The organism is Burkholderia sp. AU18528 (genome assembly GCF_002223215.2).
Taxonomy (GTDB): Bacteria; Pseudomonadota; Gammaproteobacteria; order Burkholderiales; family Burkholderiaceae; genus Burkholderia; species Burkholderia semiarida.
The window spans coordinates 269,330-290,424 of sequence record NZ_NKFC02000002.1 but is presented as its reverse complement, the minus strand read 5'-3'; the positions used below and the strand labels follow the sequence as shown (position 1 = coordinate 290,424).

The following is a 21,095-nucleotide window of genomic DNA, read 5'->3' as shown; positions in this document are numbered from 1 at the left end:
ACCTGTTACTGTTTTCGGTTCCGTAGAACCGGTCGCTCACTCAAAGCTGACAGGAATATGAATCACTTCATAAACCTGACTTACTTTAGTGTGAGACTCTTGATACTTTCGCTATCTGATCCGAGGATCAGCTCGCTTTCATCAAGCGCCCACACTTATCGGCTGTTAATTTTTAAAGAGCATGCCTGCGAGAAACTTCATGTTTCCCAGCAGCGCTGCGTTTTCAGCAGCAGAGAAGCGAGATTATGAACCGTGTTTCGCAGCTCGTCAACAACTTTCTGAACGACTTCGTTGCGACTGCGGGGCCCATCTTCCTGCGCCGCCGAGGCTCGTTACCACCGAACCCCAACAGCACCGCTTCCCCTCCCCCCGCGCCGCGTTTCCGGTAGCGCGAAAGAGGCGTGATTCTAAGCACCCGCCCCCATCCACGCAAGCTCTTTGTGAAGAAAGTTTGAAAAGGCCTCCGTGCGCTGTCGCGCACGGAGGCTGGGAGCTCGACGAACGATGTAGCGCTGTCCGCCGACAGGCCGTCTGCAATATTCCTCTCTATATATAGAGGGGCGTCACTTGCCGCCCACGGCAGCCTGCAATTGCTCGAGCGGCACCGCATCGGCCATCGCCATGTAACCGGCATCGCTCGGATGGATTCCATCGCCGCTATCGTATCGGCGCTGCAACACGCTCGCACGCGCCGGATCGCGCAGCACCGCGTCAAAGTCCACCACGCCGTCGAACCCGCCGCCGCTCCGGATCCACCGGTTCACCTCGAGCCGGATCGCCTCGCGCCCGGCCGGCAACGCCGCCGGCGTGAGCGTCGCGCCGAATACCTTCACGCCCTGGCGATGCGCCGCGTCGATCAGCCGGCGATAGCCGTCGATCAGCGATGCGGCCGTTACCTGCGTATGCGGGTGATCGCAATCGAGCCCGGCGCGCGGCGGCATCGCCGCGAAGTTGATGTCGTTGATCCCGATCAGCACGATCGCCGCCTTCACGCCGGAGCGCGACAGCGCATCATGCTCGAATCGCGACGCCAGCGAGGTGCCGTAGCACGCGGAGTCGCTGAGCAGCCGGTTCCCGCTAATGCCGAGATTCACGACACCGATCGAATCGGCGCCCGCCGCGGCCAGCCTGCGCGCGAGTGCGTCCGGCCAACGGCGGTTCCGGTTGACGGTGGAGCGCAGCCCGTCGGTGATCGAATCGCCGATCGCGGCAACGCTGGCGCGCGCGGCGCCCGCCTCGACAGCCAACTCGGTCACCCACGCATATTGGGTAAAACGGGTGCGGAACGCGTCGGCGCCCGGGTCGCCCACGTGATCGCCCGGCGCGGACACATAATTGAACTGGTTCGACACGCGGTGCCAGACCGTCATCCGCTGGTTCGGCCCCATCCGGAGACTGATCGCATACGGCCGCGCGGCCGTCACGTCGATCGTCACCGGATCGCTTTCGAGCTCCTGGCCCGGCGCGAGCGTCACCGACGCCTTGCCGCCAAACCGGACCGGCACCGCCGCGCCGCCGGCGAGCGCGGCACCTTCGCCGGCACGCGCGAGGCTTGCGGCCTCGACGACCAGCGGCGCGCGACCGGATGCGTTGCTCACGCGAATCCGCGCGGCCCGCCCCGACACGGTCGGATAGACGACCTGGCGCACGGTTCGGCCGGCCACGTCGGGCGCGCGGTAAAGCGGCGGCGGCGCGGCGAGGTCGGGAATCGGCTGCAGTGCGGTCGCCCACGCGGCGACCCATCCGGCCGGCGCGGCCGACGCCTCGAGCGGCGACACGAAAACGGCCGCACCCAGCACGGCCGCGGCGAAACTGCTTCGAAGTGACATCGGCAAGATCCTCATCGGAAAGCGGGCATTGTGCCGCAGAAGACGCCGGGACCCTCGCGCGAAGCCGCACTTGCGCCATTCGATCGCGCCCCGATGTCCCTCGTTTACCCCAGTCCCGCCGCAAATCCGCAAGAAATTTATTAACCGACCGGTCGGTTGGTTTATACTTCGCACACATTCAACCGGACGAGAGCCTCCGCCATGTACACGCAATCCCTCGACATCCCCGGCAACGTCGCGCCGCTCGACGCCGCAGCCGAGTCGCCCGAGCAGGCGCGGTTCGATGCGGTGATGGCCGCGGACGGCAAGATCGAACCGCAGGACTGGATGCCCGACGCCTATCGCAAGACGCTGATCCGCCAGATCTCGCAGCATGCGCACTCGGAAGTCGTCGGCATGCTGCCGGAAGGCAACTGGATCTCGCGCGCGCCGAGCCTGAAGCGCAAGGCGATCCTGCTCGCGAAGGTGCAGGACGAAGCCGGCCATGGCCTCTATCTTTACAGCGCGGCCGAAACGCTCGGCGTATCGCGCGATTCGCTGGTCGACGCGCTGCACGCGGGCAAGGCCAAATACTCGAGCATCTTCAACTACCCGACGCCGACCTGGGCCGACGTCGGCGTGATCGGCTGGCTCGTCGACGGCGCCGCGATCATGAACCAGATCCCGCTGTGCCGCTGCACGTATGGCCCCTACGCGCGCGCGATGATCCGCGTGTGCAAGGAAGAGTCGTTCCATCAGCGCCAGGGTTTCGACGCGCTGCTGTCGATGATGAAGGGCACCGACGCGCAGCGTGCGATGGTCCAGCAGGCCGTCGACCGCTGGTGGTGGCCGGTGCTGATGATGTTCGGCCCGAGCGACGCGGATTCGGTCCACAGCAATCAGTCCGCGAAATGGGGTATCAAGCGGATCTCGAACGACGATCTGCGCCAGAAATTCGTCGACGCGACCGTCGATCAGGCGAAGGTGCTCGGCGTGACGCTGCCCGACCCCGACCTGAAATGGAACGAGGCGCGCGGTCACTACGACTACGGCGCGATCGACTGGGACGAATTCTGGCGCGTGGTCAACGGCGACGGCCCGTGCAACAAGGAACGCCTCGCCACTCGCGTGAAGGCGCACGAGGACGGCGCCTGGGTGCGCGAAGCCGCGCTCGCGCACGAAGCGAAGCGCCGCGCCCGCGCCGAACAGCACGCCGCCTGAGCGGCCCCCCTCGAATTCATGAATCAGGAGAAGGTAATGAACAAGGAATGGCCGATCTGGGAAGTGTTCGTGCGCAGCAAGCAGGGCCTCGACCACAAGCACTGCGGCAGCCTGCACGCCGCCGATGCGACGATGGCGCTGCGCATGGCGCGCGACGTCTACACGCGTCGCCAGGAAGGCGTGAGCATCTGGGTGGTGCCGTCGTCGGCGATCACGGCGTCGGATCCGAGCGAGAAGGCCGAACTGTTCGAGCCGGCGGGCGACAAGATCTACCGTCACCCGACGTTCTACACGCTGCCCGACGAAGTCAACCACATGTAACGCCCGCGCCATGACGATCACGCCCGAACACCTCTCCTACGTGCTGCGCCTCGCGGACAATGCGCTGATCCTCGGTCAGCGCAACGCCGAATGGTGCGGCCACGGCCCGATCCTCGAGGAAGACATCGCACTCACCAACATGAGCCTCGACCTGATCGGCCAGGCGCGCATGCTGTACACGCACGCGGCCGAGCTCGAGCGCCAGCTCACCGGCGCGACGAAGACCGAGGACGACTACGCGTACTTCCGCACCGAGCGCGAATTCGCGAACTTCACGCTCGCCGAGCTGCCGCACTATGGCCCGCTCTCCGGTACCGCGCACGCCGACAAGGACTACGCGGTGACGATCGTGCGCAACTTCCTGTACGCGGCGCTGATGCTGCACGTGTGGAGCGCGCTGGAAACGTCGACCGACACGCAACTCGCCGCGATCGCCGCGAAATCGGTGAAGGAAACCCGCTATCACGTGCAGCATGCGCGCGAATGGCTCGTGCGCCTCGGCGACGGCACCGACGAATCGCACCGCCGCGCGCAGGCCGCGCTCGATTACCTGATGCCGTACACGCGCGAATTCTTCGCCGCCGATGCGATCGACGACGCGATCGTCGCACCGGGCATCGGCCCGGCGGCGGCCGCGATCGAGGCCGCGTGGCGCGCGGACGTGGACGATGCGCTCGCCGAGGCCACGCTCACGCCGCCGACTCCGGTGAAGCATGTAACGACCGGCAAGCAGGGCGAGCACTCGGAACACATGGGCTACCTGCTCGCCGAAATGCAGAGCCTCGCGCGTCAGCATCCCGGCGCGAGCTGGTAACCGCCCCACGCCACGGAGCCCGACGATGTCCGCCCAGACCGCCGCCCCCACCCACGGCGCTCCCGCCGCGCACCGCGACGATCCGCTGCTCGCCCGCGCGTGGGACGTGCTGGAAGCCGTGCCCGATCCGGAGATTCCGGTCGTGTCGATCCGCGAGCTCGGCATCCTGCGCGACGTCCGCCGCGCGGACGACGGCCGGCTCGAGGTCATGATCACGCCGACCTACTCGGGCTGCCCGGCGATGTCGCAGATCGCCGAGGACATCGCCGCCGCGCTGCAGGCCGCCGATCTGCCGCCGCACCGGATCGAGACGGTGCTCGCCCCCGCGTGGACGACCGACTGGATCACGCAGGCCGCGCGCGACAAGCTGCGGGCCTACGGCATCGCGCCGCCGGTCGGCCAGTGCGGCAGCACCGCGCCGCGGGAAAACGTCGTGCGCTTCGTGCCGCGGCCCGTCGCGGCGCCGACCTGCCCGCGCTGCGGCTCCGCGCGTACCGAACGTCTCGCGCAGTTCGCGTCCACGGCCTGCAAGGCGCTGTATCGCTGCGTCGACTGCCGCGAACCCTTCGACTACTTCAAACCCTACTGAATATGGCGACCCCGCAATTTCACCCGCTGCGTATCCGCGACGTGCGGCCCGAGACCGCCGATGCCGTCACCGTCTCGTTCGACGTGCCGCCCGAACTGCGCGACGCATACCGCTTCACGCAGGGCCAGTTCGTCACGCTTAAGACCCACATCGACGGCGAGGAGACGCGCCGCTCGTATTCGATCTGCGTCGGCACGACGGACTACGATCGCGACGGCGAATTGCGCATCGGCATCAAGCGCGTGCGCGGCGGCCGCTTCTCGAACTTCGCGTTCGACACGCTGAAGCCCGGCCACACGATCGACGTGATGACGCCGGACGGCCGCTTCTTCACGCACCTGAACGCCGACCACGGCAAGCAGTACGTCGCGTTTTCCGGCGGCTCGGGGATCACGCCGGTGCTCGCGATCGTGAAGACGACGCTCGAACTCGAGCCGCGCAGCACGTTCACGCTGATCTACGGGAACCGCAGCGTCGACGCGATCATGTTCGCGGAGGAGCTGGAGGACCTGAAGAACCGCTACATGAACCGCTTCGTCCTCTATCACGTGCTGTCGGACGACCTGCAGGACGTCGAGCTGTTCAACGGCGTGCTCGATCAGGCGAAGTGCGCGGAATTCCTCGCCACGCTGACGCCGGCCGACGCGATCGACGAGGCGTTCATCTGCGGCCCGGCGCCGATGATGGACGCCGCCGAAGCGGCGCTGAAGGCGGCCGGCGTGCCGCAGGCGAAGGTGCACGTCGAGCGCTTCGGCACGCCGCTGCCGCAGGCCGGCGCACCGGTCGTCGAGATCACCGCGCAGACACCGGCCGCCGACCTCGAAATCGTGCTCGACGGCAAGAAGCGCAAGCTGCGCTTGCCGTACGAAGGCGTGAGCCTGCTCGACGTGGGCCTGCGCGCGGGCCTCGCGCTGCCGTACGCATGCAAGGGCGGCGTGTGCTGCGCGTGCCGCGCGAAGGTGATCGAAGGCGAAGTGCGGATGGAGAAGAACTACACGCTCGAGGAGCACGAAGTGAAGGACGGTTTCGTGCTCACGTGCCAGTGCCACCCGATCAGCGACAAGGTCGTAGTGAGCTTCGACGAACGTTGAGCGGCGTCGCGTCGCGGCGCCGGGCGGTTTCTCGCCGTCACACATCTCGCTTACACTAGGGTCTGTTTACATATGGAACGCGCATGCGTTGCCACGAGAACGGCCGCTCGCGAGGCGTGCGACGCCGCGAATACTGACGTATTCGCAAGGAGCACAACGCGGCGAGCGGCCGTTCTCGTGGCAACCCCAAATTAAAAAAATCATGTCAGGGGAATGCCCGAAATCGCCCGTATGGCGGCGTCGCTCGTCGCTTGTTTGGCGCGGCCAAACGGCGCTTCTCACTCCTTGCCCTACGAGCGATTTCGGGCATTCGCATGTGCGTTCCATATGTAAACAGACCCTAGGGGCCGCCGGCCGGCTGGACATCGCAACGTCCGCCCGGCCGGCGGTTTTCTTTTGTTGACGACAGGCCGATGAGTACCATTCATGTGATTCAGGGCGGCACCGCCGCCGCGTCGCTGCGCGAGGCCCTTGCGCTAGCCGGACGCGACGAGCGCGTCGTCGGTTTGCTCGACGATCTCGGCGTCGGGCCGCTGAAGGGCGCCGACGAGACGCCCGACACGCGCGCCGCGTTCTGGCAGCACGTGCTCGGCGACCAGATTCCCGACTGGAACGCGGAAATCGAGGCCGAATTCGCGCGCCTCGACCAGCTTGCGATGGATACCGGCCAGGTCGTCGTGTGGCACGCGCCGAGCGTCGGCGACAAGCTGCTGCTGCGCCGGGTCGCCTATCACCTGCGCAACGTGCCGCAGCGCCTGAACGAGGTGCGGCTGTCGGCCGCCGACCTCGACGCCGAGCAGCGCGCAGCGCTGTCGCGCACCGACCAGGCGTGCGCGACCGGAATGTTCTCGCCCGCGGAACTGGCGCGCAAGCGGCCGGCGGCCGCGCCGGTCTCGGTCCTGCGCATCGGCCGCCTCGCGCTCGAATGGCAGGAGGCGAAGCACCTGAACGCCGAACTGCGTTATTGGGTCAGCAACACGATCAAGAGCGGCCACTACGCCGATCTCGACGCGCTGATCGTCGCGCGCGCGGAAGCCGACTGGCAGCCCGCGCAGCGCCTCGTCGGCAGCATCATGGCCGCGGCCGACCGCGGCGGGCTGTTCGTCAGCGACTCGATCGCCTGGTGGCGCTGCCGCGAGCTCGCGGCAGCCGGCCGGCTCGAACTGCAGGACGATGCGCCCGCAGCCCTCTCTTCCACGCACGTGCGCGCAGCCGCCGCGGCGGCGCACCGCTAATCTTCCGTATTCGACCATGGCCCGAACCCGAGCGCCCGACCACGAATCCCAGCGCGAGCAGATCCTCGACCTGGCCGCCGAGAAATTCGCGCAGACGAGCTACCCGAGCACGTCGATGTCCGATCTCGCGACCGCGAGCGGTACGTCGAAGGCGCGGCTCTATCACTATTACGAGAGCAAGGAAGCGATCCTGTTCGACCTGCTCGACCGCTACACGAAGCGGCTGATGCTGATCATCGCCGAGGTCGAGGGCGCGAGCCAGCGGCGCGGCCTCAGCGAGCGCGACGCGTTCGCCGAACTCGTGCGCGCGTTCCTCGCCGAATACGAGACGTCGCACAGCCGCCATGTCGCGCTGCTCAACGACGTGAAGTATCTGGAGGACGCGCAGCGCGAAATCGTGCTCGACCGCCAGCGCGACATCGTCGCGGCGTTCACGCGACAGCTCGCGCGCGCCTACCCGGACCGGATCTCAAAGGAAAACCAGACCCCGGTGACGATGATGGTGTTCGGGATGATCAACTGGACCTTCACGTGGCTGAAGCCCGGCGGCCGCCTCGGCTACCGCGACTTCGCCGAACAGGTGATCGACCTGATCGAGCGCGGGCTATCGACGGCGGCCTGATTGTCGCGCAGCAGCATGCGTTGCGCGACGGGCACAGTGGCACCACCCGTCGCGTATTTCATATGATGAATTTTAAATCCCTTAAAAATCAGCAAGTTACGGAATGAACTAAGCGGATTTAGAATTCCCCCTCAGGACAAAGAACGTCAAATACGGGTTTTCCCCAACCTCGCTCGGGTAAAATGCTGTTGCATTGCACAACCCGCTTGTGCACCCACACTGAGGAACCCACGATGAACACGCAATTCAACGGTCGTGCCGATGCTGTCGGCAAGGTCGGTACTGCGCCGGTTCTCGTCAGGGAACTGGCTTCCAAAGACCGTGAGCAAATGCTCACCCACTTTCTCTCGCTCGACGAAGAGGACCGCCTGCTGCGCTTCGGCCAGATGGTGCCCGACCACGTGATCGAGAACTATGTCCGCACGATCGATTTCGGTCGCGATACCGTGTTCGGCGTGTTCGACCACGACCTCGAACTGATCGGCGTCGGCCACCTGGCCTACTTGCCGGCCGAGGGCGACACGCGCACGGCCGAATTCGGCGTGTCGGTGCTCGAAAGCGCGCGCGGCCGCGGCGTCGGCTCGAAGCTGTTCGAGCGCGCGGCGATCCGCAGCCGCAACACGCACGTGACGATGCTGTACATGCATTGCCTCTCGCGTAACGCGACGATGATGCACATCGCGAAGAAATCCGGGATGCGGATCGAGTACGCGTACGGCGAAGCCGATGCGTACCTGTCGCTGCCGCCGGCCGACCACTCGACGATCATCGCCGAGATGCTGCAGGAACAGGCCGCGGTGTTCGACTACGCGATGAAGCGCCAGGCGCGCCGCACGACGAAGTTCATCGAATCGCTGATGCCGGCCTGACGCCGGGCCCGACTCGCCAACCTCAAGCCCCAACGCGCTGCCGTTGCAGCCCGCGAAAAAGGGCTCGCCCCTTTCGCGCTTCGCGTGTCCGGCGGCTGCCGACGTCATTGTCACCCCATCGCCTCACCGATACGGCCGCCCTTGCAGCCGACATCACGGCATGTTTCCCGCGCTCCGGCGCAGCGCGTCCGCTGGCAGTGCGGTTCAAGCTCCTCTGTCGCCGGACAGTGCTCGCGCAGAAGAACATCTACTTTCGTATCCGTCCCATTGATCTTTGAGCGCCCGCCGATAGATGATCGGTCGCTTATTTCATTCGGCGAAAGGTCGAAGTGACAGGCTGTCTACCTGTGGTTTCTCCATACTCGGGCCACGCCTTCATCCATCGAACCTATTTTCCCGATTCGTCTATTTCATGTTGCGAAGGGTATGACGGGACAACGCATCAATTACGGGCAGCCTACCGGAATGTATCTGTTGATCGAACAACTGCATGCGAAGTCCGGACTGCCATCGTTGGCTAACACGGTTGGTGCATCCAATCTGCAAATCTATCGGACCGTTGCCCAACTGTATGAAACTGCCGATATCTACATCGACAATCAACGGGTCGTGTCTGGCGAGATGACCATGTGGCAAATGCTAAAGGGAGCATTCGGCATCGATGTCGTCACGCGCCCCAATGGTAAAACCACGCTGGTGCTTGAATATGCGGGCTTCGTCAGCAACATCACACCATTGCCCAAAATCGGCAACCTCTTGCCCGAACTCATTACCAAGGAATATACGCTGAAGCTTCGTTCTCCCTATATCTTCGGTACTGATCCCCTACCAGACATCCAACTCTACAGGCATGCCAAATCCGTATTTATGCAGCGCAATGGTGGCCAGTCTCCAGCCACGGCAATGGCGAAATACAATCGCCGAACCAGGGAGCTGATCCGACTTAATACAATCAGCGAAATCGACACCGTCCTGCGCGGTCTGCGCACGGCACTTCCGTCGTTGAATTTCTGAACTTCCGTCTATCACGACATGCGCCTCACCATCGCCAAACCGATATCGCTGGCCTTCTTTACAGTGCTAGGCGGTCTGCTGGGCTTCACCCTCCACAACAGGTTCATAGAGAGCCTCGCTAGCACGCATGCCGTATGGTTCGTCGCCGGCCCGCCATCACAGATGTTCGTCGATCAACTTCGGACCACTATCGCCTTTGGTACTCTTGGGGCGGCCGTGAGCATCGGAATTTCGTTCTTCCGTACACACATCGCATCGGCCAAGGTTTGCACCGTGGCGACGTTGCTGGTTATCGCTGTCGCGGTAGCAGGTACATGGGGCGCGCAGGCGATTATTCTCGCCCGACTCGCCGCGACGACGGCGGCCACAGCGCAGTTGAACATCCCTTTATTACTCCCCTTACCCCACATTCCCGCTTTCTGGATCGCGGGAACAGCAACCGTCTGTGTTGTCATCGACGTCGGTATCACCATGCTGTTCCTGCGCCGCCGCCATGGTTGGAGATGACAATGAAGACCGCGCTGCATGCATGGCTGAACGGCTATCGGCGCATGCTGTCGTTTCGGGGCCGAGAGCGACGCCGGGATTTCCTCTGCTTCCTGCTCGGCCATTACCCGCTCTTTTATCTTCTGATCACGCTGATCAAATGGTCCCACACTCGGCTTTCCGCCGACGCAACGCTCACGTCGTTCCTGCTGTTCTGCGCCGGGCTCGCGTCGCTATGCGCGACCCTGGCCTACAACGTCAGGCGCCTGCACGACAGCAATCGCTCCGGCCTGCTGTGCATCGGCTACTTCCTGTTCGTAGCCCCCATTGTGATCCTCGTGTCGCTGTGGCTCGCGCCCCGCAACGCCGGTAATCAATACGGCCCCGATCCGCGCCGCACGCGCACGTAGCCCCCGCACCGGCGGTACGGCAAGCCGGCGCGTCGCATCTACATCACACGTCGCCGTCAGCGAATCGGCAACGCCGTCGTTTCCTTGAAGCAATCGAGCGAGAAGCTCGTTTTCACGTCGATCACCGACGGGTGATGCAGCAGATGCTCCTGCACGAAGCGGGAGAAATGCGCCATGTCCTCGACCTGCACGCGCAGCAGGTAATCCATGTCACCGGTCATCGCGTGGCACGCGACCACTTCCGGCCAGGTCTGCACGGCCGCGCGGAACAGCTCCGCGTGGGTCGCGCCCGCGCGCGCCGACGTCTCGTCGGCCCGGACCGGCGCGAGCCCGCCGCGCTTCTCGAGCCGCACGCTCACGTACGCGAGCAGGTCGAGCCCGAGCTTCTGCGGATTCAGCAGCGCGACATAGCCGGTGATCACGCCGATTTCCTCGAGCCGCCGGATTCGCCGCAGGCAGGGGCTCGGCGACAGGTTCACGCGCTCGGCGATCTCCTGGTTCGACAGGCGCCCGTTCTCCTGAAGAATCGCGAGAATTCGCCGGTCGATGGCATCCAATTCGGCTTGCGCCATCTTCTGCCCTCCACTGATTATTTTGAGACTGGAAATTGCGCCATCGTAGGCGCGGGCGATTAAGTTCGCAAGTTTTCGCTCGCGGCCGCCCGCTACACTCTGTCGCATGTATCGACTTGCCGCGCATGCTCGTGACGGGCACGGCCGTCGACATCGAACCAGGCCGGACATGCGCACGCCGCGCCGGCCGATCGCCCCGCACAGGAGACACGACATGCAGATCCCCACCTGGGACAATCCCGTCGGCACCGACGGCTTCGAATTCATCGAATACACGGCGCCGGACCCGAAAGCGCTCGGACAACTGTTCGAGCGGATGGGTTTCACCGCGATCGCGCGCCACCGCCACAAGGACGTGACGGTGTACCGCCAGGGCGACATCAACTTCATCATCAACGCGGAACCGGATTCGTTCGCGCAACGCTTCGCGCGGCTGCACGGCCCGTCGATCTGCGCGATCGCGTTTCGCGTGCAGGACGCCGCCAAGGCGTACCGGCACGCGCTGGAACTGGGCGCATGGGGCTTCGACAACAAGACCGGCCCGATGGAGCTGAACATCCCGGCGATCAAGGGCATCGGCGATTCGCTGATCTATTTCGTCGACCGCTGGCGCGGCAAGAACGGCGCGCAACCGGGCGCGATCGGCGACATCAGCATCTACGACGTCGACTTCGAGCCGATTCCCGGCGCGAACCCGAACCCGGTCGGCCACGGCCTCACCTACATCGATCACCTGACGCACAACGTGCATCGCGGCCGCATGCAGGAATGGGCCGAGTTCTACGAGCGCCTGTTCAACTTCCGCGAAGTGCGCTACTTCGACATCGAAGGCAAGGTGACGGGCGTGAAGTCGAAGGCGATGACGTCGCCGTGCGGCAAGATCCGCATCCCGATCAACGAGGAAGGCTCGGATACGGCCGGCCAGATCCAGGAATACCTCGACGCGTATCACGGCGAAGGCATCCAGCACATCGCGCTCGGCGCGAGCGACATCTACCAGGCGGTCGACGGGTTGCGCAGCAAGGAAGTGAAGCTGCTCGACACGATCGACACGTATTACGAGCTGGTCGACCGCCGCGTGCCGAACCATGGCGAATCGCTGGAAGAACTGAAGAAGCGCAAGATCCTGATCGACGGCGCGCGCGACGACCTGCTGCTGCAGATCTTCACCGAGAACCAGATCGGGCCGATCTTCTTCGAGATCATCCAGCGCAAGGGCAACCAGGGCTTCGGCGAGGGCAACTTCAAGGCGCTGTTCGAATCGATCGAACTCGACCAGATCCGCCGCGGCGTCGTGCAGGACAAGGCCTGACGCATCCGCCGGGTGGCGCAGCGCAGCGCAGCGCCACCGGGCCAGCCGCACGATCCGGCGACGCAAAGGAAAAGGGCGGGAACCCGAGGATTCCCGCCCTTTTTGCATGCCGGCGCGGCCCGCAGGCCGCGCGATCGCATCAACGCACGTTCGCCTTCGACTCGGCGGCACGCGCGGCCGACGGCTGTGCCACGGCGTCCTGGGCCGGCACGATCTGAAGCATCTGCGCGCCGGCTGCCGCCAGCGCGCTCGCGCCTTGCGCACGCACCGGGCCGGTCATCGCGAAAAACGCGGCGGACACGATCAGGAAACTCTGGATATGACGTGTGTTCATTGCACCTCCTGTAAAACTGCCGGCGCCTCCCCGAGCGCGTCGGAACGCACCCACGCGGCCGGGCACCTCCGGCAGGCCGACAAGATTAACGGCATTTGCCCGCAGATCAATGCCGCTTTACATGCTTTTACATGATGTAACGCATGATCTCGCCCTGTTTCGCGACGTGCGGACGCCCGCCCGTGCCCCGCGTCGCGACCGATGGGCGGCGGGTTTGCCCCAGTGCTACCATCCCTTAAAACCGGCGAACATGCCGGCCACTGCAGACGCGTCCAAAAGATGCCGACGCAACCGAAGTTTTGGTGATCCCAGACCGGGTGGAGGAGACAGTTAATGAATGCCCCGCTAGACGCAGACCAACGCGCGTCGCTAGAAGCCGCGCTGAAGTCCGTCACGCTTGACGACAAATACACGCTGGAACGCGGCCGCGCGTACATGAGCGGCATCCAGGCCCTCGTACGCCTGCCGATGCTCCAGCAGGAACGCGACCGCGCCGCCGGTCTCAATACGGCCGGCTTCATCTCCGGCTACCGCGGCTCGCCGCTCGGCGGCCTCGATCTGTCGCTGTGGAAAGCCAAGCAGCACCTGGCCGCCCACCAGATCGTGTTCCAGCCCGGCCTCAACGAAGATCTCGCTGCCACGGCCGTGTGGGGTTCGCAGCAGGTGAATCTGTACCCCGGCGCGAAATACGACGGCGTGTTCGGCATGTGGTACGGCAAGGGCCCGGGCGTCGATCGCACCGGCGACGTCTTCAAGCACGCGAACTCGGCCGGCTCGGCGCAGCACGGCGGCGTGCTCGTGCTGGCCGGCGACGACCACGCGGCGAAATCGTCGACGCTCGCGCACCAGTCCGAGCACATCTTCAAGGCCTGCGGGCTGCCGGTGCTGTTCCCGTCCAACGTGCAGGAATATCTCGATTTCGGCCTGCACGGCTGGGCGATGAGCCGCTACTCGGGCCTGTGGGTCGCGCTCAAGTGCGTGACGGACGTCGTCGAATCGTCGGCGTCGGTCGACATCGACCCGCATCGCACCGAGATCGTGCTGCCGACCGATTTCATCCTGCCGGAAGGCGGGCTGAACATCCGCTGGCCCGATCCGCCGCTCGTGCAGGAAGCGCGGCTGCTCGACTACAAGTGGTACGCGGCGCTCGCCTATGTGCGTGCGAACAAGCTCGACCGCATCGAGATCGATTCGCCGAGCGCGCGCTTCGGGATCATGACCGGCGGCAAGGCATACCTCGACGTGCGCCAGGCGCTGATCGACCTCGGCCTCGACGACGAAACCTGCGCGCGGATCGGCATCCGGCTCTACAAGGTCGGCTGCGTGTGGCCGCTCGAAGCGCAAGGCGCGCAGGCGTTCGCGCGCGGCCTCGACGAAATCCTGGTGGTCGAGGAAAAGCGCCAGATCCTCGAATACGCGATCAAGGAAGAGTTGTACAACTGGCCCGACGCGCAACGCCCGCGCGTGTTCGGCAAGTTCGACGAAAAGGACGGCGCCGGCGGCGAATGGTCGGTGCCGATGGGCAACTGGTTGCTGCCCGCGCACTACGAGCTGTCGCCCGCGATCATCGCGAAGGCGATCGCGACGCGGCTCGATAAATTCGAATTGCCGTCCGACGTGCGCGCGCGCATCGCGGCGCGGCTCGCGGTGATCAACGCGAAGGAAATGGCGCTCGCGAAGCCGCACGTGCAGACCGAGCGCAAGCCGTGGTTCTGCTCGGGCTGCCCGCACAATACGTCGACGAACGTGCCGGAAGGCTCGCGCGCGATCGCCGGGATCGGCTGCCACTACATGACCGTGTGGATGGACCGCAGCACGAGCACCTTCAGCCAGATGGGCGGCGAAGGCGTGCCGTGGATCGGCCAGGCGCCGTTCACCGACGAAAAGCACGTGTTCGCGAACCTCGGCGACGGCACCTATTTCCACTCGGGGCTGCTCGCGGTGCGCGCGGCGATCTCGTCGAAGGCGAACATCACCTACAAGATCCTCTACAACGACGCGGTGGCGATGACGGGCGGCCAGCCGGTCGACGGCGTGCTGACGGTGCCGCAGATCACGCACCAGCTCGCGTCCGAAGGCGCGAAGAAGATCGTGATCGTCACCGACGAGCCGGAGAAGTACGACAGCCAGAAGGCGCTGCTCGCGCCGGGCGTGACCATCCATCACCGCGACCAGCTCGACGACGTGCAGCGCGAGCTGCGCGAGATCGAAGGCACGACGATCCTGATCTACGACCAGACGTGCGCGACCGAGAAGCGCCGCCGCCGCAAACGCGGCACGTATCCGGACCCGGCGAAACGCGTCGTGATCAACGAAGCGGTGTGCGAAGGCTGCGGCGACTGCTCGGTGCAGTCGAACTGCCTGTCGGTCGAGCCGCTGGAGACCGAATTCGGCACGAAGCGCCAGATCAACCAGTCGAGCTGCAACAAGGACTTCTCGTGCGTGAAGGGCTTCTGCCCGAGCTTCGTCACGGTCGAGGGCGGCCAGTTGAAGAAGCCGAAGGCCGTGTCGGTCGACGGCAGCGCATTGCCGCCGATTCCGGAACCGACGCTGCCGGCGATCGAGCGTGCGTACGGCGTGCTCGTCACCGGCGTGGGCGGCACGGGCGTCGTCACGATCGGCGCGCTGCTGGGGATGGCCGCGCACCTGGAGAACAAGGGCGTGACCGTGCTCGACGTCACGGGCCTCGCGCAGAAAGGCGGCGCCGTGATGAGCCACGTGCAGATCTCGCACGCGCCGACCGACATCCATGCGACGCGGATCGCGATGGGCGAAGCCGATCTCGTGATCGGCTGCGACGCGATCGTCACGGCCGGCGACGAGTGCACGTCGCGGATGCGGCACGACGCGACGCGCGTGGTGGTCAACAGCGCGCAGACGCCGACCGCCGAGTTCATCAAGAACCCGAACTGGGCGTTCCCCGGCCTGTCCGCCGAGAACGACATCCGCGCGGCCGCCGGTGAAGCGGTCGACTTCATCGACGCGAACCGCTTCGCGGTCGCGCTGCTCGGCGACGCGATCTACACGAACCCGTTCGTGCTCGGCTACGCATGGCAGAAGGGCTGGCTGCCGCTGACGCTCGCGTCGCTCGAACGCGCGATCGAGCTGAACGCGGTGTCGGTCGACAAGAACCGCGCGGCCTTCGACTGGGGCCGCCGCGCCGCGTACGACCTGGCCAGCGTGAAGCAGGCCGCGGCCGGCGACACACGGCCCGCGCAAGGCGCCACGGTGATCTCGCTGCACACGAAGAAGGCGGTCGACGCGCTGATCGCGAAGCGCATCGAATTCCTGACCGCGTACCAGAACGCCGCGTACGCGTCGCGTTATGCGGCGTTCGTCGACAAGGTGCGCGCCACCGAGCGGGCACTGGCGGACGGCGACACGGTGCAGGAGCCGCTGACCGAAGCGGTCGCGCGCAACCTGTTCAAGCTGATGGCGTACAAGGACGAATACGAAGTCGCACGGCTGCAGTCCGATCCCGCGTTCCTCGCGCGCCTGACCGCACAGTTCGAAGGCGACTGGAAGCTGAAATTCCACCTCGCGCCGCCGCTGTTCGCGAAGACGGACGCCCACGGCCATCTCGTGAAGAAGGCGTACGGCCCGTGGATGATGTCGGCCTTCCGGCTGCTCGCGAAGGCGAAGTTCCTGCGCGGCACGGCGCTCGACCCGTTCGGCCGCACCGCGGAGCGCCGCACCGAGCGCGCGCTGATCGGCGAGTACGAAGCGCTGATCGACGAGGTGCTGGCCAAGCTGAACGCGGCCAACCGCCCGCTCGCGCTCGAGCTCGCGGCGCTGCCGGACGGCATTCGCGGCTACGGCCACGTGAAGGAGAACAACCTGCGCGCGGTACGCCAGAAGTGGGACACGCTGCTCGCGAAGTGGCGGTCGCCGGCAGGCGGCCAGTCGCACCAGCAGGTCGCGTAAGCGCGCGCGGCGGGCGTTCGCGGACTGGACGCCCTTCCCGCGCCGCCGTCGCCCCTTACGGTTCATGCAAAAAAAGCCACGGAACGCAGGTTCCGTGGCTTTTTTTCATTGCGCCTCGCCTGACGCGCGGCACACGCGGGCGTGGACTTACTTCGTGTTCACGTTCGCGGCGGCAACGGCCGTCATGTTGATGATCCGGCGCACGGTCGCGGCCGGCGTCAGGATATGAACCGGCTTGGCCGCGCCGAGCAGGAACGGGCCGACCGTCACGCCTTCGCCGCCGACCATCTTCAGCAGGTTGTACGCGATGTTCGCGGCTTCGACGTTCGGCATGATCAGCAGGTTCGCTTCGCCCGACAGCGTCGTGCCCGGGAACGCCTGCTTGCGGATCAGTTCCGACAATGCCGCGTCGCCGTGCATTTCGCCGTCGACTTCGAGGTTCGGCGCACGTTCGACGATCAGCTTGCGGGCCTCGGCCATCCGGCGCGACGACGCCGACGGCGCGCTGCCGAAGTTCGAGTTCGACAGCAGCGCGGCCTTCGGCGTGATGCCGAAGCGCTCGATCTCGGCCGCGGCCTGGATCGTCATGTCGGCGAGCTGGTCGGCGCTCGGCAGCTCGTTCACGTACGTGTCGCACACGAACAGGTTGCGGCCCGGCAGCATCAGCAGGTTCATCGCGGCGAAGTGCTCGGCGCCCTTCGCGCGGCCCAGCACCTGCTCGATGAACTTCAGGTGGCTGTGGAACGTGTCGATCATCCCGCAGATCATCCCGTCCGCGTCGCCCAGATGCACGAGCATCGCGCCGATCAGCGTGTTGAACTTGCGCATCGCGGCCTTCGCGACTTCCGGCGTCACGCCGTCGCGCGCGCCGATCTCCTGATACGCCTGCCAGTAGCGGTGGTAGCGCGCATCGTCTTCCGGATCGACGATTTCGAAATCGGTGCCGGCCTTCAGCTTCGAGCCGATCTTCGCGAGGCGCATGTCGACGACCGACGGACGGCCGATGATGATCGGCTTCGCGATCTTTTCCAGCAGCACGAACTGCGCGGCGCGCAGCACGCGCTCGTCCTCGCCCTCGGCGAACACGATGCGGGCCTCCTTCTGCTTCGCGGTCGCGAACACCGGACGCATCACCATGCCGGTGCGGTAGACGGTCGCGCCGAGCTGCTCGCGATAGGCGTCCATGTCCTGGATCGGGCGCGTGGCGACGCCCGAATCCATCGCGGCCTGAGCGACGGCCGGCGCGATCTTGATGATCAGGCGCGGATCGAACGGCTTCGGAATCAGGTAGTCCGGCCCGAATTCGAGCGAATGGCCTTCGTACGCCTTCGCGACTTCCTCGCTCTGGTCGGTTTCCTGGGCCAGCTCGGCGATCGCGCGCACGCACGCGAGCTTCATTTCTTCCGTGATCGTCGTCGCGCCGACGTCGAGCGCGCCGCGGAAGATGAACGGGAAGCACAGCACGTTGTTGACCTGGTTCGGGTAGTCCGAACGGCCGGTCGCGACGATCGCGTCCGGGCGCACGGCCTTCGCGTCTTCCGGGCGGATTTCCGGTTCCGGGTTCGCGAGCGCCAGGATCAGCGGCTTGTCGCCCATCGTCTTGACCATGTCCTGCTTCAGCACGCCCGCGCTCGAGCAGCCGAGGAACACGTCCGCGCCGACGATCGCGTCGGCGAGCGAGCGCGCGTCGGTGTTCGCCGCATAGCGCTGCTTCGACGGATCGAGGTTGCCGCGCCCTTCGTAGATCACGCCCTTCGAATCGGCGACGAGGATGTTCGACTTCGTGAGGCCGAGGTTCACCAGCAGGTCGAGGCACGCGATCGCGGCCGCGCCGGCGCCCGAACACACGAGCTTCACGTCGGCGAGTTTCTTGCCGACGACCTTCAGGCCGTTCAGGATCGCGGCCGACGCGATGATCGCGGTGCCGTGCTGATCGTCGTGGAAGACGGGAATCTTCATGCGCTCGCGCAGCTTCTGCTCGATGTAGAAGCATTCCGGCGCCTTGATGTCCTCGAGGTTGATGCCGCCGAGCGTCGGCTCGAGCATCGCGATCGCCTCGACGAGCTTGTCGGGGTCGGACTCCGACAGTTCGATGTCGAACACGTCGATGCCCGCGAATTTCTTGAAGAGGCAGCCCTTGCCTTCCATCACCGGCTTCGCGGCAAGCGGGCCGATGTTGCCCAGACCGAGCACGGCCGTGCCGTTGGTGATGACGCCGACGAGGTTGCCGCGCGACGTGTACTTCTGCGCGTCGAGCGGATCGGCGTGGATCGCCTCGCACGCGGCGGCGACGCCCGGCGAATACGCGAGCGACAGATCGAGCTGGTTCGACAGCGGCTTGGTCGGGGTGACCGAAATCTTGCCGGGTTTCGGGTTCAGGTGATAAGCGAGAGCGGCCTGCTTCAGTTGTTCGTCCATGATTGACCTGCGAGAGACATGCGAAATATTGACGACTCAGTACACAGCACCTTCGGCCGCGTCTGCTTGAATCGAGGGGATGGTCGACTGCGAGACGGCCCGCGACGCGCCGGATCGGCACGCCATCGAACCTTGGCGGATGGCAAGAGGAAAGTACAAAGTACTGAACGATTTCTTAGGGTCGCCTAGTGTACACCCCCTAAATGACCTCCGTTGGTGCACCGCCGCATCCCCGGCATCCGCATCGGACTGATCGCACCCCATTTGTTTCGCGTGTGGTGAGCCGCGCGCCGAACCGCGCGAATTCCGCCGAAAACCGGCCTGGATCGGGTAAAATAGCCGGCTACGCGCGCAGCGATGCGATTGGCCTGCCGATCGCGCCCCGGCCCTCCGGGCAGGTTCCCCTTGCTGCGCCACCGGGCCCGCGCCCGCCCCTCGCTCATCACCCAAGGAATGCCCATGACAGGCTACGATCGTCAGTCGATCTCGGATACGACCGCCAAAATCCTGCTCGAAGTGCAGGCGGTGCACTTCAATGCCGAAAAACCGTTCATCTTCACGTCCGGCTGGGCAAGCCCCGTCTATATCGACTGCCGCAAGCTGATCTCGTATCCGCGCGTGCGCCGTGCGCTGATGGAAATGGCGGAAACGACGATCACGCGCGACATCGGCTTCGAGCAGATCGACGCGGTGGCGGGCGGCGAGACGGCCGGCATCCCGTTCGCGGCATGGATCGCGGACCGGATGATGGTGCCGATGCAGTACGTGCGCAAAAAGCCGAAGGGTTTCGGCCGCAATGCGCAGATCGAAGGCCATCTCGAGGAAGGCTCGCGCGTGCTGCTGGTGGAAGACCTGACGACCGACAGCCGCAGCAAGATCAACTTCGTCAACGCGCTGCGCACCGCGGGCGCGACGGTGAACCACTGCTTCGTGCTGTTCCACTACGACATCTTCAAGGAAAGCGTGTCGGTCCTGAAGGACATCGACGTCGACCTGCACGCGCTCGCCACGTGGTGGGACGTGCTGCGCGTCGCGAAGGCCTCGGGCTACTTCGAGACGAAGACGCTCGACGAAGTCGAGAAATTCCTGCACGCACCGGCCGAATGGTCGGCCGCGCACGGCGGCGCGACGGCCGCGAAGGAATGACGCCACGCCGGCATGCGCGCCGGCGCACTGGCTGAACAAGCCGCCTGCTTCACCGCAGGCGGCTTTTTTTCGTCCGTTGCCATGCACCCTGACCGAGCGCAATCGCGGGCGGCGGTGGGCATCGCTCATCGAACCCTAATGCTAGACTTGATCCATCGCCGCCCTCAGCTGCGCGGGCAACACACAACGCCAACAATGCCGGGCATCTCGGTCCGGCCCACGTGACGGGAGAAGCGCCATATGCGTGTGGATCGCCGGATCGCTCCGCCTGCGCCATCGGGTCGCCCGTCTCCGTTCCTCCTCCCTGCCCTCCTCTGCGCCGCCGTTTTCGCGGCAGTGCCCGCGCATGCGGAAGGCCCGTTCACCGTGACGAGCGACGACCTGACGCCCGGCGCCCGCGTGCGGGCCGCGAACGTGTTCGACCGCGGCGACTGCAAGGGCGCGAACCGCTCGCCGCAACTCGCGTGGCACAACCCGCCGCCCGGCACGCGCGGCTACGCGGTCACGATCTTCGATCCCGACGCGCCCGGGCACGGCTGGTGGCACTGGGCCGTGGCCGGCATTCCGGCGACCGTCACGAGCCTGCCGGCCGACGCGAGCGCATCCGGCTTCCTGCGCCGCATCGGCGCGAGCGAGGCGCGCAACGACTACGGGATCGACGGTTACGGCGGTCCGTGCCCGCCGCCCGGCAAGCCGCATCGCTACGTGATCACCGTCTACGCGCTGAAAGGCACCGACCTGCGCGTGTCGCAGGGCCGCCCCGCGCCGATGTTCGAGCACGAGATCGGCACGCTCGCGATCGGCACCGCGCGACTCACGGTCACGTACGGGCAGTAGCCGCGCCGTGCCTCGCCCGGCGGCGGCGCCGCGATTGCCGGCCGCCGCGAATTTCAGTGCGCCGCGCGTGCA

19 protein-coding genes are annotated in these 21,095 nt (G+C 65.6%); 15 read left to right on the top strand and 4 right to left on the bottom strand.

Translation table 11 applies throughout. The features are described from left to right. Window positions 1-563 precede the first annotated feature (563 nt). On the bottom strand, window positions 564-1,829 hold the full coding sequence (locus CFB52_RS01440) for an SGNH/GDSL hydrolase family protein (protein ID WP_099315983.1): 1,266 nt from the start codon (window positions 1,827-1,829) through the stop codon (window positions 564-566). Between the two features lie 201 nt (window positions 1,830-2,030). On the opposite strand from CFB52_RS01440, the gene paaA reads away from it, so the two are divergent. The 11 genes from paaA to CFB52_RS34510 all read left to right on the top strand — a co-directional run bounded on the left by paaA (window position 2,031) and on the right by CFB52_RS34510 (window position 10,480). Next, on the top strand, window positions 2,031-3,029 hold the full coding sequence (paaA, locus tag CFB52_RS01435) for a 1,2-phenylacetyl-CoA epoxidase subunit PaaA (RefSeq protein WP_059578252.1): 999 nt from the start codon (window positions 2,031-2,033) through the stop codon (window positions 3,027-3,029). Between the two features lie 36 nt (window positions 3,030-3,065). Next, window positions 3,066-3,350 carry a 1,2-phenylacetyl-CoA epoxidase subunit PaaB gene (gene paaB, locus CFB52_RS01430; RefSeq protein WP_006482881.1) on the top strand — a complete coding sequence of 95 codons (285 nt, stop codon included), beginning with the start codon at window positions 3,066-3,068 and terminating at the stop codon, window positions 3,348-3,350. A 10-nt stretch (window positions 3,351-3,360) separates the two neighbouring features. Beyond that, entirely contained in the window at window positions 3,361-4,164 is an 804-nt protein-coding gene (gene paaC, locus CFB52_RS01425) for a 1,2-phenylacetyl-CoA epoxidase subunit PaaC (protein ID WP_099315982.1), read from the top strand. Window positions 4,165-4,189: 25 nt separating this feature from the next. Then, window positions 4,190-4,753, top strand: coding sequence for a 1,2-phenylacetyl-CoA epoxidase subunit PaaD (gene paaD, locus CFB52_RS01420; RefSeq protein ID WP_099315981.1), 564 nt, complete (start codon window positions 4,190-4,192; stop codon window positions 4,751-4,753). 2 nt (window positions 4,754-4,755) lie between these two features. Further along, window positions 4,756-5,844 carry a 1,2-phenylacetyl-CoA epoxidase subunit PaaE gene (gene paaE / locus CFB52_RS01415; protein WP_099315980.1) on the top strand — a complete coding sequence of 363 codons (1,089 nt, stop codon included), beginning with the start codon at window positions 4,756-4,758 and terminating at the stop codon, window positions 5,842-5,844. A gap of 413 nt (window positions 5,845-6,257) precedes the next feature. Beyond that, window positions 6,258-7,079 (top strand): DUF1835 domain-containing protein, encoded by an 822-nt coding sequence (locus CFB52_RS01410; RefSeq protein WP_099315979.1) that lies wholly within the window; start codon window positions 6,258-6,260, stop codon window positions 7,077-7,079. Between the two features lie 16 nt (window positions 7,080-7,095). Continuing rightward, complete coding sequence (locus CFB52_RS01405) at window positions 7,096-7,701, top strand: TetR/AcrR family transcriptional regulator (protein ID WP_059578238.1); 606 nt, start codon at window positions 7,096-7,098, stop codon at window positions 7,699-7,701. Window positions 7,702-7,934: 233 nt separating this feature from the next. Further along, entirely contained in the window at window positions 7,935-8,570 is a 636-nt protein-coding gene (locus CFB52_RS01400; protein WP_059578237.1) for a GNAT family N-acetyltransferase, read from the top strand. Between the two features lie 474 nt (window positions 8,571-9,044). After that, window positions 9,045-9,584 carry a hypothetical protein gene (locus CFB52_RS01395; protein WP_144029713.1) on the top strand — a complete coding sequence of 180 codons (540 nt, stop codon included), beginning with the start codon at window positions 9,045-9,047 and terminating at the stop codon, window positions 9,582-9,584. 18 nt (window positions 9,585-9,602) lie between these two features. After that, a complete protein-coding gene (locus CFB52_RS34515; RefSeq protein ID WP_059578235.1) occupies window positions 9,603-10,091 on the top strand; it encodes a hypothetical protein in 489 nt (162 codons plus the stop codon). Window positions 10,092-10,093: 2 nt separating this feature from the next. After that, entirely contained in the window at window positions 10,094-10,480 is a 387-nt protein-coding gene (locus tag CFB52_RS34510) for a DUF805 domain-containing protein (RefSeq protein ID WP_180278183.1), read from the top strand. A gap of 56 nt (window positions 10,481-10,536) precedes the next feature. Here the strand turns inward: CFB52_RS34510 and CFB52_RS01385 are convergent, their stop codons facing one another. Continuing rightward, window positions 10,537-11,052, bottom strand: a complete 516-nt coding sequence (locus tag CFB52_RS01385) for an Lrp/AsnC family transcriptional regulator (protein WP_059578229.1) — start codon at window positions 11,050-11,052, stop codon at window positions 10,537-10,539. A 214-nt stretch (window positions 11,053-11,266) separates the two neighbouring features. Between CFB52_RS01385 and hppD the strand changes: the two genes are divergently transcribed. Beyond that, a complete protein-coding gene (gene hppD / locus CFB52_RS01380; protein ID WP_099315976.1) occupies window positions 11,267-12,364 on the top strand; it encodes a 4-hydroxyphenylpyruvate dioxygenase in 1,098 nt (365 codons plus the stop codon). A gap of 139 nt (window positions 12,365-12,503) precedes the next feature. On the opposite strand, the gene CFB52_RS01375 is transcribed toward hppD, so the two are convergent. Further along, window positions 12,504-12,698, bottom strand: coding sequence for a hypothetical protein (locus CFB52_RS01375; RefSeq protein WP_059643715.1), 195 nt, complete (start codon window positions 12,696-12,698; stop codon window positions 12,504-12,506). A gap of 333 nt (window positions 12,699-13,031) precedes the next feature. Here CFB52_RS01375 and CFB52_RS01370 point away from each other — a divergent pair, with 333 nt between their 5' ends. Then, window positions 13,032-16,622, top strand: coding sequence for an indolepyruvate ferredoxin oxidoreductase family protein (locus CFB52_RS01370; protein ID WP_099315975.1), 3,591 nt, complete (start codon window positions 13,032-13,034; stop codon window positions 16,620-16,622). 147 nt (window positions 16,623-16,769) lie between these two features. Here the strand turns inward: CFB52_RS01370 and CFB52_RS01365 are convergent, their stop codons facing one another. Next, window positions 16,770-19,040, bottom strand: coding sequence for an NADP-dependent malic enzyme (locus CFB52_RS01365; RefSeq protein WP_059578218.1), 2,271 nt, complete (start codon window positions 19,038-19,040; stop codon window positions 16,770-16,772). A 459-nt stretch (window positions 19,041-19,499) separates the two neighbouring features. Between CFB52_RS01365 and CFB52_RS01360 the strand changes: the two genes are divergently transcribed. Next, window positions 19,500-20,186 (top strand): orotate phosphoribosyltransferase, encoded by a 687-nt coding sequence (locus tag CFB52_RS01360; RefSeq protein ID WP_059578215.1) that lies wholly within the window; start codon window positions 19,500-19,502, stop codon window positions 20,184-20,186. Window positions 20,187-20,426: 240 nt separating this feature from the next. Next, the gene (locus CFB52_RS01355) at window positions 20,427-21,023 is read left to right on the top strand and encodes a YbhB/YbcL family Raf kinase inhibitor-like protein (protein ID WP_060966384.1); all 597 of its coding nucleotides are present in this window, start codon (window positions 20,427-20,429) and stop codon (window positions 21,021-21,023) included. Window positions 21,024-21,095: the final 72 nt, after the last annotated feature.

Bases quoted from the DNA above. Each gene is read 5' to 3' on its own strand.
- CFB52_RS01440 (WP_099315983.1), bottom strand. From the start codon at position 1,829: ATGTCACTTCGAAGCAGTTTCGCCGCGGCCGTGCTGGGTGCGGCCGTT.
- paaA (WP_059578252.1), top strand. From the start codon at position 2,031: ATGTACACGCAATCCCTCGACATCCCCGGCAACGTCGCGCCGCTCGAC.
- paaB (WP_006482881.1), top strand. From the start codon at position 3,066: ATGAACAAGGAATGGCCGATCTGGGAAGTGTTCGTGCGCAGCAAGCAG.
- paaC (WP_099315982.1), top strand. From the start codon at position 3,361: ATGACGATCACGCCCGAACACCTCTCCTACGTGCTGCGCCTCGCGGAC.
- paaD (WP_099315981.1), top strand. From the start codon at position 4,190: ATGTCCGCCCAGACCGCCGCCCCCACCCACGGCGCTCCCGCCGCGCAC.
- paaE (WP_099315980.1), top strand. From the start codon at position 4,756: ATGGCGACCCCGCAATTTCACCCGCTGCGTATCCGCGACGTGCGGCCC.
- CFB52_RS01410 (WP_099315979.1), top strand. From the start codon at position 6,258: ATGAGTACCATTCATGTGATTCAGGGCGGCACCGCCGCCGCGTCGCTG.
- CFB52_RS01405 (WP_059578238.1), top strand. From the start codon at position 7,096: ATGGCCCGAACCCGAGCGCCCGACCACGAATCCCAGCGCGAGCAGATC.
- CFB52_RS01400 (WP_059578237.1), top strand. From the start codon at position 7,935: ATGAACACGCAATTCAACGGTCGTGCCGATGCTGTCGGCAAGGTCGGT.
- CFB52_RS34515 (WP_059578235.1), top strand. From the start codon at position 9,603: ATGCGCCTCACCATCGCCAAACCGATATCGCTGGCCTTCTTTACAGTG.
- CFB52_RS34510 (WP_180278183.1), top strand. From the start codon at position 10,094: ATGAAGACCGCGCTGCATGCATGGCTGAACGGCTATCGGCGCATGCTG.
- CFB52_RS01385 (WP_059578229.1), bottom strand. From the start codon at position 11,052: ATGGCGCAAGCCGAATTGGATGCCATCGACCGGCGAATTCTCGCGATT.
- hppD (WP_099315976.1), top strand. From the start codon at position 11,267: ATGCAGATCCCCACCTGGGACAATCCCGTCGGCACCGACGGCTTCGAA.
- CFB52_RS01375 (WP_059643715.1), bottom strand. From the start codon at position 12,698: ATGAACACACGTCATATCCAGAGTTTCCTGATCGTGTCCGCCGCGTTT.
- CFB52_RS01370 (WP_099315975.1), top strand. From the start codon at position 13,032: ATGAATGCCCCGCTAGACGCAGACCAACGCGCGTCGCTAGAAGCCGCG.
- CFB52_RS01365 (WP_059578218.1), bottom strand. From the start codon at position 19,040: ATGGACGAACAACTGAAGCAGGCCGCTCTCGCTTATCACCTGAACCCG.
- CFB52_RS01360 (WP_059578215.1), top strand. From the start codon at position 19,500: ATGACAGGCTACGATCGTCAGTCGATCTCGGATACGACCGCCAAAATC.
- CFB52_RS01355 (WP_060966384.1), top strand. From the start codon at position 20,427: ATGCGTGTGGATCGCCGGATCGCTCCGCCTGCGCCATCGGGTCGCCCG.